Origin of the sequence: Mycoplasma sp. P36-A1, assembly GCF_049478495.1 — a bacterium.
Classification (GTDB): Bacteria; Bacillota_I; Bacilli_A; order JAJDGJ01; family JAJDGJ01; genus P36-A1.
Window position 1 is genome coordinate 1,707,964 of record NZ_CP168083.1, and the last position, 15,116, is coordinate 1,723,079.

12 protein-coding genes and 1 other annotated feature are annotated in these 15,116 nt (G+C 25.0%); of the genes, 4 read left to right on the forward strand and 8 right to left on the reverse strand.

Annotated elements, in window-relative coordinates; translation table 4 throughout:
• Positions 1-113 precede the first annotated feature (113 nt).
• The 4 genes from ACD762_RS08305 to ACD762_RS08320 all read right to left on the reverse strand — a co-directional run bounded on the left by ACD762_RS08305 (position 114) and on the right by ACD762_RS08320 (position 3,797).
• Positions 114-932, reverse strand: a complete 819-nt coding sequence (locus ACD762_RS08305) for a MetQ/NlpA family ABC transporter substrate-binding protein (RefSeq protein WP_423363523.1) — start codon at positions 930-932, stop codon at positions 114-116.
• Positions 933-934: 2 nt separating this feature from the next.
• Positions 935-1,597, reverse strand: a complete 663-nt coding sequence (locus ACD762_RS08310; protein ID WP_423363524.1) for a methionine ABC transporter permease — start codon at positions 1,595-1,597, stop codon at positions 935-937.
• Between the two features lies 1 nt (position 1,598).
• Positions 1,599-2,612: a methionine ABC transporter ATP-binding protein gene (locus ACD762_RS08315; protein ID WP_423363525.1), complete on the reverse strand. Its 1,014-nt coding sequence runs from the start codon at positions 2,610-2,612 to the stop codon at positions 1,599-1,601.
• Positions 2,613-2,650: 38 nt separating this feature from the next.
• Positions 2,651-2,907, reverse strand: a binding site (T-box leader).
• Between the two features lie 503 nt (positions 2,908-3,410).
• On the reverse strand, positions 3,411-3,797 hold the full coding sequence (locus ACD762_RS08320) for an arsenate reductase ArsC (protein WP_423363526.1): 387 nt from the start codon (positions 3,795-3,797) through the stop codon (positions 3,411-3,413).
• A gap of 305 nt (positions 3,798-4,102) precedes the next feature.
• On the opposite strand from ACD762_RS08320, the gene ACD762_RS08325 reads away from it, so the two are divergent.
• The 4 genes from ACD762_RS08325 to ACD762_RS08340 all read left to right on the forward strand — a co-directional run bounded on the left by ACD762_RS08325 (position 4,103) and on the right by ACD762_RS08340 (position 12,069).
• The gene (locus ACD762_RS08325) at positions 4,103-4,726 is read left to right on the forward strand and encodes a helix-turn-helix domain-containing protein (protein WP_423363527.1); all 624 of its coding nucleotides are present in this window, start codon (positions 4,103-4,105) and stop codon (positions 4,724-4,726) included.
• Positions 4,727-4,829: 103 nt separating this feature from the next.
• Positions 4,830-5,960, forward strand: coding sequence for a Coenzyme F420 hydrogenase/dehydrogenase, beta subunit C-terminal domain (locus ACD762_RS08330; protein WP_423363528.1), 1,131 nt, complete (start codon positions 4,830-4,832; stop codon positions 5,958-5,960).
• A gap of 162 nt (positions 5,961-6,122) precedes the next feature.
• Positions 6,123-8,693 carry a PD-(D/E)XK nuclease family protein gene (locus tag ACD762_RS08335; protein WP_423363529.1) on the forward strand — a complete coding sequence of 857 codons (2,571 nt, stop codon included), beginning with the start codon at positions 6,123-6,125 and terminating at the stop codon, positions 8,691-8,693.
• Positions 8,686-12,069: a UvrD-helicase domain-containing protein gene (locus tag ACD762_RS08340; RefSeq protein ID WP_423363530.1), complete on the forward strand. Its 3,384-nt coding sequence runs from the start codon at positions 8,686-8,688 to the stop codon at positions 12,067-12,069. Before ACD762_RS08335 ends, ACD762_RS08340 begins: the two co-directional genes overlap by 8 nt.
• Before the next feature lie 159 nt (positions 12,070-12,228).
• Here ACD762_RS08340 and ACD762_RS08345 read toward each other — a convergent pair whose 3' ends face one another.
• Genes ACD762_RS08345 through rpmH form a run of 4 tightly spaced genes read right to left on the reverse strand, consistent with a single transcriptional unit; the run spans position 12,229 to position 14,256 of the window.
• Positions 12,229-12,870 carry a protein jag gene (locus ACD762_RS08345; protein WP_423363531.1) on the reverse strand — a complete coding sequence of 214 codons (642 nt, stop codon included), beginning with the start codon at positions 12,868-12,870 and terminating at the stop codon, positions 12,229-12,231.
• A gap of 4 nt (positions 12,871-12,874) precedes the next feature.
• On the reverse strand, positions 12,875-13,720 hold the full coding sequence (gene yidC / locus ACD762_RS08350; protein ID WP_423363533.1) for a membrane protein insertase YidC: 846 nt from the start codon (positions 13,718-13,720) through the stop codon (positions 12,875-12,877).
• Entirely contained in the window at positions 13,708-14,061 is a 354-nt protein-coding gene (gene rnpA, locus ACD762_RS08355; RefSeq protein ID WP_423363534.1) for a ribonuclease P protein component, read from the reverse strand. Before rnpA ends, yidC begins: the two co-directional genes overlap by 13 nt.
• Before the next feature lie 60 nt (positions 14,062-14,121).
• Positions 14,122-14,256 carry a 50S ribosomal protein L34 gene (rpmH, locus tag ACD762_RS08360; protein WP_423363535.1) on the reverse strand — a complete coding sequence of 45 codons (135 nt, stop codon included), beginning with the start codon at positions 14,254-14,256 and terminating at the stop codon, positions 14,122-14,124.
• Positions 14,257-15,116: the final 860 nt, after the last annotated feature.

The following is a 15,116-nucleotide window of genomic DNA, read 5'->3' on the forward strand; positions in this document are numbered from 1 at the left end:
TCGTTATTAAACTTTATTAATTATTACTTTAAAACGCTTATTTTTGAATAGAAATAATGCACTTTTTTAAGCCAAAAGAGATTTATATTAAATACTATAAATCTCTTTTATTATTATTCTGCAACTATCACAGAACCTTTATATTTATCTTCAATAAATTTCTTTGTAGAATCAGATTTTAGTTCACTTATAAGTGCTTTTATTCTTTCATCATTTTCATTACCTTCTTTTACTGCTACGATATTAACATATGGATTATCTTTAGTTGATTCTATGATAATAGCATCTTTTGTAGGACTTAAACCAGCATCTAATGCATAGTTTGAATTAATTGCTACTAAATCAGCTTCATTATTTTCATATGCTTTTGATAACATTTCAGGTGCAATATCTGCTTTAAATTCTAATTTCTTAGGATTTTCTACTATATCTTTAAGTGTTGCATTTACTTTATCTACACCATCTTTTAATTTAATTAAGCCAGCTGTTTCTAACACTGAAAGAATTCTTCCATGATCAGCTACAGAATTAGAAATAATAATTGTTGATCCATCTTTTATTTCATCAGTACTTTTATATTTTTTTGAATATATTCCAATAGGTTCAATATGAATATTACCTGCATTAACTAATTTGTATCCATGTTCTGCAATTTGTTGTTCTAAAAATGGTATATGTTGAAAGAAGTTCGCATCTACATCTCCACTATCAACTGCTTTATTTGGAATAAAGTAATCATCTGTTACTTGAATATCTAAATCAATATTATACTTCTCTTTTAATGTAGGCTTTATTTGTTCTAATATTTCAGCATGTGGTACTGATGTTGCACTAACACTTAATGTTTTTGCCTCTTTACTTTTTTCACTTGTACTGTTTGAACATCCTACTAATAGGAATAATGCTAAAACAGCTCCTAATATTTTTTTCATAATTATTCTACCTCTCTTTTATTGTATTTTTTTGCTATTTTGTCTCCAGTAAACTGTACTACTAAGACTATTAATAAAGCTGCTATTGTTGCAGCCAATGTTACTGCTGGGTTGTTTTTTACATACCCATAACGACGAGCTAGTTCTCCTAGACCACCACCGCCAATTATTCCTGCCATTGCAGAATAACCGACTATTGCAATACAAGTTATCGTTATACCACTTATTAATGATGGTAATGCCTCTTTTAATAAGACTTTTTTGATAATTGTAAAGTTTGAAGCACCTAATGAATAAGCAGCTTCGATTACTCCTTTGTCTACTTCTTTTAAGGATGTTTCAACCATCCTTGCATAGAAGGGACTACTTGCTATGATCAAACCTGGTAAGAAGGCTTTAGACCCTATGATTGTTCCTACTAAAAATTTAGTAAATGGTAGTAACAAGATAATTAAAATCACAAATGGAATTGATCTTAAGACATTTACTATTGCACTTGTAATTGAGTAAACTAATTTATTAGGTGTTATCCCTTGTTCACTTGTACAATATAATAATATACCAATCAATAAACCAAATACTGCTACAAATACAGTTGAAATTAGTGACATATATATAGTGTCATATGTTGCTTCAAATAATTCATTAAAATCTATACCCCACATCTTAAATCACCTCCCATTTTACTTGTTGATGTTCTATAAATTTAAAGACATCATTTAATTCTTGTTTTTCTTTATCGATATATATAATTAACTTACCTATGGTAAATTGATTAACCTGTTCTATATTTCCATATAAGATACTGACATTTAAATTGTATTGTATTGCTAATGAACTAACTATTGGTTTATGAGAATTACCTACAAATGTTAATTTAATAATTGTTCCATTAGGGTTATTATTTTTTAATTCACTTTCTATTTTATCCAAATCTTCAAAATCATCTTGATCTTTAACAAAATTTCTTGTTAATTCTTGTTGAGGATTACTAAAGATTTCTTCTACACTATTTTGTTCTATTATTCTACCTTCTTGCATAATAGCTACTTTATTACAAATTCTTCTAATAACATCTAATTCATGTGATATCACAACCATTGTCAATTTAAGTTTTGTATTTAATTCTGCTAATAATTGTAATATCTCTTTAGTTGTTTGTGGATCTAAAGCTGATGTAGCCTCATCACACAATAGAATTTTTGGATCATTAACTAATGCTCTTGCAATTCCTACTCTTTGTTTTTGACCTCCACTAAGTTGTGAAGGATATGAGTTGGCTTTATCTTTCAATCCTACTAACTCTAATATCTTATCTACTTTTGCCTTTCTTTGTTCTTTTGGATACTTATTAATTTCTAAAGGTAATCTCACATTTTCATAAACTGTTGCATTAGCTAACAGATTAAAGTGCTGAAAGACCATTCCTATTTCTCTTTGCTTTAATCTTAATTCTTGTTTATTTAATTGATTAAGGATTACATTATCAATAACAACATCACCAGAAGTTTGTTTAGTTAGTTGATTTATTATTCTTACTAAACTACTTTTACCTGCTCCACTATAACCTATTATTCCAAATACATCACCATCATTTATTCTTAGGCTAACATTATCTACTGCTTTAAATATTTTATTTTTGCTTTGGTATTGTTTACTTATATTTTTTAGTTCTATCATTTATATCACTCCATTAAAAAAAGTCTTTCATCCTTATAATAAAGGACGAAAGACTTTCGCGGTACCACCTATAATTCGTAGCTACTTCACAATAACTACCTCATCAAGTACTCTGCATAAATGTTGCAGGTTATACTCTAGCACTATAACGGGTGCATCCGTAGTAGCCTTACATATAAATGTTCGGTACTCCACTCCAAGGCCATTTTCTCTAACTCATTGTTTAGTCACTCTCACCATCCATGACCTCTCTTTGAAACTTTGATATAGATACTTTCCTTTTCACTGTGTTCTATCTTTGTTGTTTTGATGTGACTATTCTAACATGTGGTTTAACTAAGTGTCAACAGGTGTTTGCTATTTTTTTAAATAATAATGAATTTTTTGCTTATTTAACATAGTATATTTTATCTTAAACTTTATAGTAGCTACTGTGCAATAATTTGTAATATAATTGATAGCTATCAATAATTTAAAATAATAGGTTTGAAATTAACTATTATATCTAATAGTTATTATTATTTAATACTAATACTAAAATATTTTTAAAAAAACTTATTAAAGTACCATTTAAATATGCTATTCTTACTATTATACACTTTTGATTTACTAAAATTTCTTCCAACTTTATTATTAAATCTTTTAATATTTTTAAATATTTCAAAATTAGAAAACAGTATATAAATGAAAAAATATGAAATATAAGATAATTAATATATTGGGTTAAAGAAAATCAAATAGATACTTAGTAGTTTTCAAAGAAAAAAGTTAGTAATTACCTAACTAAATCTACTTAAATTATATTTTTGTTTTAAGATGTTTCACTTTTTTTATTATTAAATCTCGTGTAATATCAAATGCTTCGATACCTTTACCACTTGGATCATCTAGACCCCAGTCTTCTATACTTTTAGCTGGAACATATGGACATTCAACTCCACACCCCATAGTTATCAAAATATCTATATCTTTAGGGATATCTGCTAATAACTTAGGATATTGATTATTCACTTTAATATTAACTTTTTCTAATGTTTCTATTACCATAGGTTTTATTTCAGGATACTCTTGCGTTCCTGCAGAGTATATTTCAACATCTTTTTCTTTTAAGTATTCTTTAGCAATAGCTTCTGCCATTTGCGATCGACATGAATTATGAATACAAACAAATGCAATCTTTTTCATTTTCTTCCTTCTTTCTAAATATATAAGATAATTGTTATTTTATATTTCTACATTTTTAAAATACTAATAAATATTTTCATGATTTTTGTTAGCTTTATACAATTCTTTCTACATTTCATTTATAGTATATTGATATGCTATCATGCTAAAAATTTCATGTCAATATTTAATTATAGTTAATTTAAAACCCTTTATAAGCTTCTATTCATGATATAAAATAACAACTTATCTACAAATTGTGCATATGCACAATAATTTATGATTTTTTTAAATATTAGTGATAAAATATGCTTAGGTGATAAAAAATGATTAGAAATGTATACATTTCAACGGATAATGAAGAGAAAATAACTAAGCTTATTTCTTTTTTAAAGAAAAACAACAAGTATATAAGTAATATTGAGCATTTAGAAAATGAACTGGTTTTAATTCAAGAAGATGTTACTAAATATGAACAGCTATTTGATTATAAACCAATATTTAAGCAATTTGCTAATGATATTAGAACTGATTTATCTTTCTTAATAGTGAATGATGGTATCTTTGAACATATTGAAAAATTTGCAAAAACATTTTTAGATAATACATATTGTAATGTTTATGATGCTTCATCACTAATCTATTATTGTTTTGTTACAAATCAATATGATGATATTATTGAAGAATTTTATTCTTATTTTTCTAAACTAGATGATGAACTATTAGAATCTATTTATACTTATTTAGATAATAATCTTAATGGTCAAAAAACTTCCAAAGATTTATTTCTACATCGAAATACACTAAACTATCGACTTAACAAGTTTTGCTTTAGAACAGGTATAGATGTTAGAATAACTCAAAGTGCTAGTTTAATTCATTCATATCGTATTAGACATCGAAATAGATTTATTAAAAATTATGAATCAGAACATTTTTATATTTACTAATACTAATTTAGACCATTATGGTCTTTTTTTATACTAAATTATTACATGAATTTAATTGCATAGAAGTTAATTATTTGTTAGCATATTTATAAGGAGTGATTGTATGATTTCTGTATATGATAATATCAAAGAAGATTGTAGTGGATGTCTAGCATGTAAAAATATATGTCCAGTAAAGGCTATTAATGTAACTAAGGATAATCTAGAGTTTAATTATCCTATTATTGATCAAGACAAGTGTATTGATTGCTTATTATGCAAAAAAGTATGTCCTTTAGTTAAAGATATGCATTTAAGCAATATAAAAATATATAATGATACTACTAATGAATTATATGCTTGCAAAAGTAATAGTAATGATGTTTTAAAGCAATCAACATCTGGAGGTATGTTTACATCACTATCAGATTATTTTATTAATACTAATAATGTTGTATATGGTGTTATTTTTGATGATAATTATAATGTTATCCATGCTCGTGCTACTACTAAACAACAACGAGATAAAATGCGTTTTTCTAAGTATGTTCAAACTGATTTAGATAAAATATATCCTGCTATCAAAGAAGATCTAAACAATGATAAATTAGTCTTATTCACTGGAACACCATGCCAATGTGCAGGTATAAAATCATATTTTTCTATTCATCCAAAATATAGTAATTTATATATTGTTGATGTAATATGTCATAGTATACCTTCCCCTAAGTTTTTTAAGGATTATAAAAAATTGATAGAAGATGAACATAGTGGTAAAATACAACACTTACAATTTAGATCTAAAAAATATCCATGGTTAAGAACAAATTCAAATAAAGGATTTTTATATACTATTAATAATAAAACATATGAAGATGGAAGATTCTTTAAAATATTCACACTTGCACCTTATGCAGTTAGAGATAGTTGCTTTAACTGCCAATTCACAAGTTTAAATAGAGTATCTGATATTACTATTGCTGATTATTGGGGAATTGAAGATTTCGATACAAGTTTATATGATCCTTTAGGAGTATCTTCTCTTTTTGTTAATAATACTAAAGGTCTTAAATTATTCAACTTAATTAATAGTACTATTCAATATAATAAAAGAAATATTCAAGAACAATTAGCTACGCAAAAAAGACTATCAACTTGTTCAATAAGACCTGATGATCAAACAGACTTTTTAAATATTTACTTTAACAAAGGAATTAAAGCTGCATTTAACTATTTAGAAAACAAAAAACAATAATATTATATCTTTAAATACCCCTAAAATTAGACTGTAAACGCTAATTTTTAAGGGGTATTTTAATATGTCATTGTTCATGTAAGATTTTTTAAATAATTAAGACAATCATATATACTAATTATTAAAAATGTTATAATATTTATAACAATAGGAGGTTATATTATGATTAAAAAATTACTAGATTTAATAGATTCTAATGAAAAAACAATCTTAGTAGCACCAAGTAAGTATCACAAGAAATTAATTGAAAGATTATTAACAAAACAGGCTACTTTAATGAACTTTCAAATATTATCCATTGAAAATCTCTTTAAAAATATTTTAAACGAAAATTTATTTACTTTTGATGATGAACTAGGTATTATCTCTAAATTAAAAATTAATAATGATTTAATTATGCTAAATCATAAATATGCTAATAATATTAATTATATAAATGAACTTTTTAAATTGCAAAATGAATTTATTAACTCTAATATTTCAACTCCTGATACCTTTGAGTATCCAATTAAATATGATTCTTTAGATTTAACTAATATTAAAAGTAATATTAAACATTTAATATTATTATCTGATGAAGACATTCAACCTGTTCATCAAGAATTAATAACCGTTCTAGCAAACAATGGCTGTAAAGTAAGTAATTACTTTACACTTAAACAAAAGAGTAGTAAACCTTTTTTTATTAATCATGATAATACTATAAAAATGCTTGATTACATCATTTATGAAATTAGTAAACTTGATAAATATGATAACTCTTTAATTATTTGCGATAGTAATGTTAGTAAAGATTATCTTAAATCACAACTAACTAAAATTGGTGTAGCCTATGATGATGTTAGTAATGATATTCATCCAAATACTTATAAACTTAATAGTTTATTTAGATTATTAGATAATGATTATGATCGCTTTGATGTAAAGAGTATTAACTCTTTACTTAAAAAGTATGAGACAACTTTTTTAGTTGATGATATTATTAAGGCCTGTAATTTAAACTATAAACAATATATTGAGTTTGTATATACTATTATAACTACTTGTAAATTATTTGAATATGGTGAAATTAATAATCTTTTTGTAGCAATATACAAATTAGATACTACTAGTAGTAAATCTTTAATAAATCAGTTATTGCTTAAGAGCTTGTCTAATAAATTAAAACAGACTAAGATTGGTATAAAAGATGCGATACTTATTGCAGATTGTACTTATTCTTCTATCGACTTTGAAAATGTTTTTGTTGTTGATAGTAGCCTTCCTTCTTTTGTACAAACCAAAGCTTCTTATCTTTTAGATACTGATCAGCGTAGTGCTATTAGTAATAAATTACTTTCAGTTGTTGAATATGGTAGAGTATATAAACTAGCTCAAACTAGATTATTGAATTGTGCTCAAAATATATATTTTAATAGTGCTTTAATTGATTTAGATAATAAATCAAAGGAGCCTGCTTTTTTCATTACTCAAGAATTTGAAAGACAGAAAAGAGAAATAGAAAAACAAAATATTGAATACAAACCTATTAAACCTCTTTTCAAGCATATATTTACTAGTGAGCCATATTTAGATAGTAATGAATTACTTCCTTTAACTAAAATAAACATTGAAAACATTCTTAATGTCTTTAATAATAAATTGAAACTATCACCTAGTAAATTAGATACTTTTTATAAGTGTCAGTATAATTATTTTGTCACATATGTTTTAAATCCTAATCAACAAAAAGTTTTTGATAACAGAAATATCGGTACAATTTATCATGAAGTTCTTGAATATATTAATAATTATTTAATTACTAATGATCTACCTATTCACGATACTAATATTGCTAATTTAGAAGATTTAATTGATAAACAAATTGACTATCACTTAAGTAACGCATTATCTAATAACAGTATCTATAATTTAGAAGACTACAAATTTACTAAACTATCTATTGTAATGAAAAGTACTTTAGTAAAAGTCATAAAATATTTTAGATTTTTTAATGAAAACTCTTCATACGATTTAAATCATGCTGAACTTGCCTTAACTACTTCTATTGCAAGTTCTGTCTTTAATGAAATATCTTTTAGTGGTAAAGTTGATAGTGTATTTAAATATAAAGATTATAGCTTTGTTCTTGATTATAAAAGTAGTAAAAATATTTTTGATTTAAAAAACTTTCACCATGGAATACAAACGCAGTTAATATCATATACTTACTTATTAGCAAAAAATAATAGTAAACATATTACTGGGGCTTTTTATAAAACTTTAAAAGACGAGTATGCTAAAACTAGTAACTTTGATGATACTGAGATGATTGTTGAAAATCATTTTAAAACTTCAGCCCTTAATGGCTTATTTGTAAATGATGGTGATAATGCTTTAAATATTTCATTTGATAAGGCTTTTAATAAATCTAATAAAAGTATAATATCTGACATTGAAATTATTAATGAGTTTTCTAAGTCTAACAAAAAATCTACTAAAAATAGTATTAATACCTTAGAATTATTAGAGCAACATAAAATATTAGAATGGCACTTAAGTAATATGATTACTACAATAAGTAGTGGATTATTTGAAATTAAACCATATGAACATACTAGTTGTGATTATTGTAATTATAAAGCAATATGTCATATTAATAAAAATATGCCTAGTAGAAAGGATGAAGCTGAGGCTGCCTACTTAGCATTTATAGAACCAGATTCAAAGAATGGAGATAATATTCATGAATAATAATGTTTATGTACCTGAACCATATTTTACTGAAGAACAAAAAAATGCTATTTTCAAAGAAGGTAATAATATCTTAGTTTCTGCAGCAGCAGGCTGTGGAAAAACTACTTTAATGGTTCAACGAATTATTAGAAAAATAGTTAATGATAGAGTTAGTATTAATCAATTAGTTGTTGTTACTTTTACTGAAGCTGCTGCTTCAGAACTAAAACAACGTTTAGAAGAAGAATTAAATATTACATTAAAAAAAGACTTAGACCAAGATGTTAATAATTTCTTAATTCATCAATTAGCTATTTTAAATGATAGTTATATCTCTACTTTCCATTCACTTTGTTTAAGACTATTAAAAGAAAACATGGCTGAATTTAAGTTTGAAAAACCTATTAACATTGCCGATTCAAGAACTATTAGAGATTTAAAGATGAAAGCATTCAATAAATTGATGAATGAATATATAAATGATAAAGAACTATTACAACTTGATGATTTCTTTAATAGTGTAAGTGATGAATCTACATTGTTTAATATTATTGATAAAACTTTAACTACTTGTAATTCTAAAGGTGGTATATCTCAATTTAAAAATAAAGTTGAACTTAATTCTGATAATATCTATGAAATAGAACCTTATGCAGCTATTTTAATTGATGCAATTGATCCTTTATTAAATAGACTTTTAAATAATGTTCAAGAAGCACTTAATACTGATGGGTTCACTAAAAATAACATTGATACTCATACTCAATTTTTAAATATCGTTGAAAAAGCATTAAGTGATTTTAATAATAGAGTAAATTACGATACTCTTTATAATCTAACTCAAGTAGCTAAACCGCGTAAGGGTAGCTCTAATGCTTTGAAAACTAATTTAGAATATCAAATTCTTGATAGTGATATTAAAGAATGCTTTGAAAAGCTTAAAAAGATAGTTTTAACTAATGAAAATAATATTTTACATGTCATTAAAGATAATGATTATAATGTAAATATCTTATTAAAGTATGTTGAAATATACAAGTTTTATTTAGAAGAATACAAATATAAAAGTGGTTATTTAGAGTTTGATGATTTAGAAAACTATTTATTAAATATCTTATATAATAATGATGGTAGTTTTAGTGATATCGCAATCAGTTTAAAACCAAAGTTTAATGAGATTATGATTGATGAGTATCAAGATACTAGTAGTATTCAAGAGGCTATTACTAAAGCTATTAGTAATGGTAAAAATATCTTTATGGTTGGGGATATTAAACAGTCTATTTATCGTTTTAGAAATGCAACATCTGCATTGTTTGCTGATAAATATGAGAAATATCAAGATGGTAAACTTGGAGATCTAATTGAATTATCTTATAACTTTAGATCACTACCTGGTGTTTTGGAAAGTACTAATTTTATATTTAAGAATATTTTTTCTAAATCTCTAGGAGGAATTAACTATGATGCAAGTAATCAACTAAATTTTGGAAATAAGAATTTACTTGAAAAATTCCCCGGGCAATATAATTCTAAGATAATTATTAATACCAATGCTGAATCAAATGGAAAAAAACTTACTGTTTCAAAAAAATGGCAAGCATCAGCATTAATTGCTGCTCAACAGATTAGAAAAATGGTTGATGATTCAGCTAATAATGATCTAAATCAAAGAATCAAGTATTCTGATTTTGCAATTTTGACTAGAAATAGAGCTGGATGGGATGCAATAGAGACGGCTTTAAAAGATAATAATATTGATTATATGGCACATGGATTAGTTGGCTTTTTTGAAACATATGAAATAAGAGATTTACTTAATATCTTAGAATTTGTTGTTAATAAAGATAATGATGTTGCTTTATTAGGTGTTTTACATTCTTATTTTTGTAATTTAAATGAAGCTGAAATTTTAGAAATTTCGACAATTTGTATTCCTGAAAACAAGTATGCTTCTTTATATAGTAAATTGAGAGTTTCAAAATATAATGAAGTCTTTAATTTTTTAGAGGATATACTTTTAAACTCTTATAGTTTAGCTCCTACTAATTTAATTGATTATATTTATGATAATTCTTTATATCATGAAAGAATATTTTCACACAATAATTATGAAAGTTTTTTAATGTCTATTTCTCGTTTCAAAAATATTATAGAAGCAAATATGGATTACTATAATAGTTTAGAAAAACTATTAATTGGTATAAATGATACTTTAAGCTCTAGCAAGGATGAAGATTCTGTTGCTGTGTTATCTAGTCAAGATAATGTTGTAAACATTATGACTATTCATAAATCTAAAGGTTTAGAATTTAAGTATGTAATTATGTTAGATGAGGCTAAAATTAATAAAAAGACTAAAGTCGATCGCAATAACATATCTGTTTTAGATAATAAGCTGGTATTAGCACCTTTTAATATCGCAACTAGAACTGTTCTTGCAAATGATAAAAATAAGAGTTTAAATCCTATTAAACCTTTAATTGATTTTTATGATGAGAATGAAATTATTTCTGAGGAGCTTAGAATTTTATATGTTGCTTTGACTAGAGCTAAGCTTCAGCTTATTATTATTAGAACAGTTGATAATGATGATTTACACAAAATAGCTTCTTCTGCTAATCAGAATATTGATTGGTCTATTCCTATAACAACTTTAAGAGATTATGGTAGTTTAAGTGATTATATTATAGCAAGTATTTCTAGACATAAAGATGGCTTAAATATTAGAGATAGTATTGCTGCCTCTTCTAATGATGATATTTATTTATACGATACTCATTTGTTTGATGTACAACTTATTAATTTTGAAAATGATGAAACTACTGTTTTTGAAAATAAATTAAATACTTATCCTTATTTAGTAGTAAATAAATCTGACAAGAAAATATCAAAGTATGATACTATTAGACCTTCTGATCATGGACAACAAGCTTTAGATTTTTCTAATATAGGTGATTATGATCCTTTTATGATGGGAAATATGACTCACTTATTATTAGAGGAGCTTAATTTTAATAGTACTGAAATAAATGATGATATTTTATATTTAACTAATTTATATAAAGTTAATCAAAATATGATTAATGGAATTAATTCTTTTGTAAATGATGATTTTTTTAATATTATTAGGAATAGTAATTACATTAAAGAATATAGTTTTATTTACTTTAAAAATGATAAGTCTATGAATGGTATCATTGATTTGTATGTTGAAACTTTAGATACTATATATATAGTTGATTATAAAACTGATCGTTTAAGCGAAAAAGAGCTAGTAGTTAATTATTCTGATCAATTAAATACTTATAAAAATGTCCTATCTATTACTACTACTAAGCCTATCAAGAATATGATTTATTCTTTATATAATAAAAAATTTATAGTTTTATAGTATGTTGACTATCTATTTGATAACTTCTTATAGATAGTTTTTTTATTTTCTTAAATACTACATTCTTTTGTAAGATAGTTAAATAATTTTTTAATAATCTCAAAATATTTGAAGTAAAATAAAAAAGTTACACTTTAAAAATGTAACTTTTTCTTAATATTATTTATTGTTTTTAGCTTCGTTAAATTTGATATCGTTTTCTCTATCATAATGAACTATTAAATGTCTATTTTTACCTTCACCATAAGATTTAGTATTAACATAATGGACTGTTTTAAGAACTTTATGAATAACTTTTCTATCATAGTTTGGCATTGGATCTAATTTAGCATCTATTTTTGTTCTACCTACTTCAGCTGCAATTTTATAAGCAAATCTTTTTAACTTTTCTTCTTTTTCATCAAAATAATGATTTACATCTAATGTTATAAAAAATTTCTTTTTATAAATATTAGACATTACTTGTCTTGTTAATGTTTCTAATGCATATAAATTTTTACCGTTTATACCAATTACAAGTCCATTATTATCTGTATCTAAACTAACTTTATAATCTTTTTCATCAAATTCAATTATTATTTCTTTTACTTCAAATCCCATTGCAGTTAAAGAATCATTAATATATTTTTTAATCGAATCAATTATATCATTATTAGTGTAAGCTTCTATTTCAGCTTTAGCAAAGAATGAAAATCCTGATTGACTTATTACTTTATAAGTAATTTCATTAACATCTACATTCTGCTCTGCTGCAATTTTTTCTAAAATCGATTCAACACTTTTTCCTGTATATGTTTTCATGCTTTTAGTCCTCTTTCATTTTTTTGTCGATGTAGAAGGCTTGGAATATCGAAATGACTGCAGAAATAATTAAATAGAATGACATTGCTGTTGCAAGTGTATAAGACATAAATACCATCATTGCAGTAAATATGTAAGTCATCATTCCCATTTGTTTTTGCATTGCATCTGCTTTTGGGTTTGTTTTGTAAGATTTTTTTGATTTATTTCTTTGTGATGTTAAGTGATTAGATAACTTAAACTGTACAAATTGAGTTATACCAACTAGTAGCATTATAATTATATATGTATAATTTCCTTGTCCTATTTGTTCAGCTGGAGTTGCACCTAAAATATATCCTAAGAATGTATTTGTTCCTGTTGTAATTGCTTCAGTTTGGTTTGTAGCTCTCCAAACTCCCATAAAGATTGGCATTGATAAGAATGGATACATCATACTAGTAAGTGGATTTACATCCATATCACTATATAATTTTTGCATATCTTGTGCTTTTCTTTGTTTTGAATGTTCATCTTCACGACCACGGTATTTTTCTTCAATTGCTGCCATTTTTGGTTGTAATTCAGACATACCTTTAGTTGCCATTTGAGCTTTCATTGTTACTGGTAAAGTAATTGTTCTTACAATGATTGTTGTTATAATCATTGCTAGTCCAGCACTACCAAGTAAAATTGTTAATTTATTTATTAAAATTCCTATTGGATAAACAATGAATCCTTGGAAGATACCATATTGGAATCCACCAGTTAACTGAGCATCGACGGGAATAGTATATTGTTGTGAACCTGCACACGATGTTAATAACATTGCGACTAAGAAAACAACAAGGATATTCTTTAAATATTTCATTTCTTCATAACTCCTCTTGCCTTTATTTTTTGATGCAGTTTTTGTATTGCTGCAAAATTTTCATTAAATTTTAGTTTATGATAATCCTTGCGGACCATAATTAAATAGTCATTAGATACAGAAAATGGGAATTCTTGATCAATCATCATTCTTATTTGTCTTTTAATTTGATTTCTTCTTACTGCATTTCCATGTTTCTTACCTACACTGATTCCAAAACGCGAATAGCCTAACTCATTAGGTGCGACATAAATTGAAAAGCTTTTATTTACAAAAAAGACCTTATGGTCAATTAGTCTTTTAAAGTCTTCATTTTTCTTTAGTACAAATTTCTTTTTCATATAATTCAACTTTCGTTATAAAAGTGAAAAAACCTCCATTAGTATAATGGAGGTCATTTATTACGCTGTTAAAACCTTGCGTCCTTTTTTTCTTCTTCTAGCTATTACTCTACGTCCTCCTACAGATGACATTCTAGCTTTGAATCCATGTACTTTTTTACGTTTTCTGTTATTTGGCTGAAATGTACGTTTCATTATTTAGCCTCCTTTTTATAATGTATTATCTCTCTACGACCTTAAAAATTCGTATCCTTTTACATTTTACATGTTTTTTATAATATTGTCAATTAGAAATTAGCTATATAAAGTCTATAAACAATGATTAGTAACACACTTAAAGCTATAATTTAACTCATTGAAATCACTACATTTATCTAAATAAATATACTTGATTATCAATCACTTTCATTAATATATACACTAGAATTCTACCTATTATTTTATCAAATAATTAATATTATCATTTCAGTTTCTTTTATATAAGGTATTTTTTAAATCATGTCGTCCTCATTTAAGAATATAAATACTACCAACTAGAAACGAGAATTATTTAAATATGCAATATAATATTACGCTAAGAAAAAGCTTTATACTTAGAAATAACTATTATCTAAGATTTTAAATAATAATATGGAATTTTTACTTTTAAAACAAACTATAAGTATTATCTCTTTATTTTTAGATTAGGAGGTTTATTATGGATGATATATTACAATTTATAGCAACTATTACTATTAGTTTCTTAACTTCATATTTATCAAAGTTAATTATTGATTTATATAAAAAATTAAGAAAGTAACAATAACTTATAAAAAGCATAATCAAACAAGAGGTAATAGTTAAAAAAGAGCACCCCAAGTGCTCTTTTTTATATGAATAATACATTAAACTTTATAGCTATTACTACTTTATAATACTATATTATTTAGTTATAAACAATAATTAAATTACTATAAAATGCTAAATTGCTAAATATTATACAAAGTTGACAAATTTTAAAGTTTTTTATTTTCAAGGAAAGCTTTTTATATGTTATTTACTAATAATTATGGAAT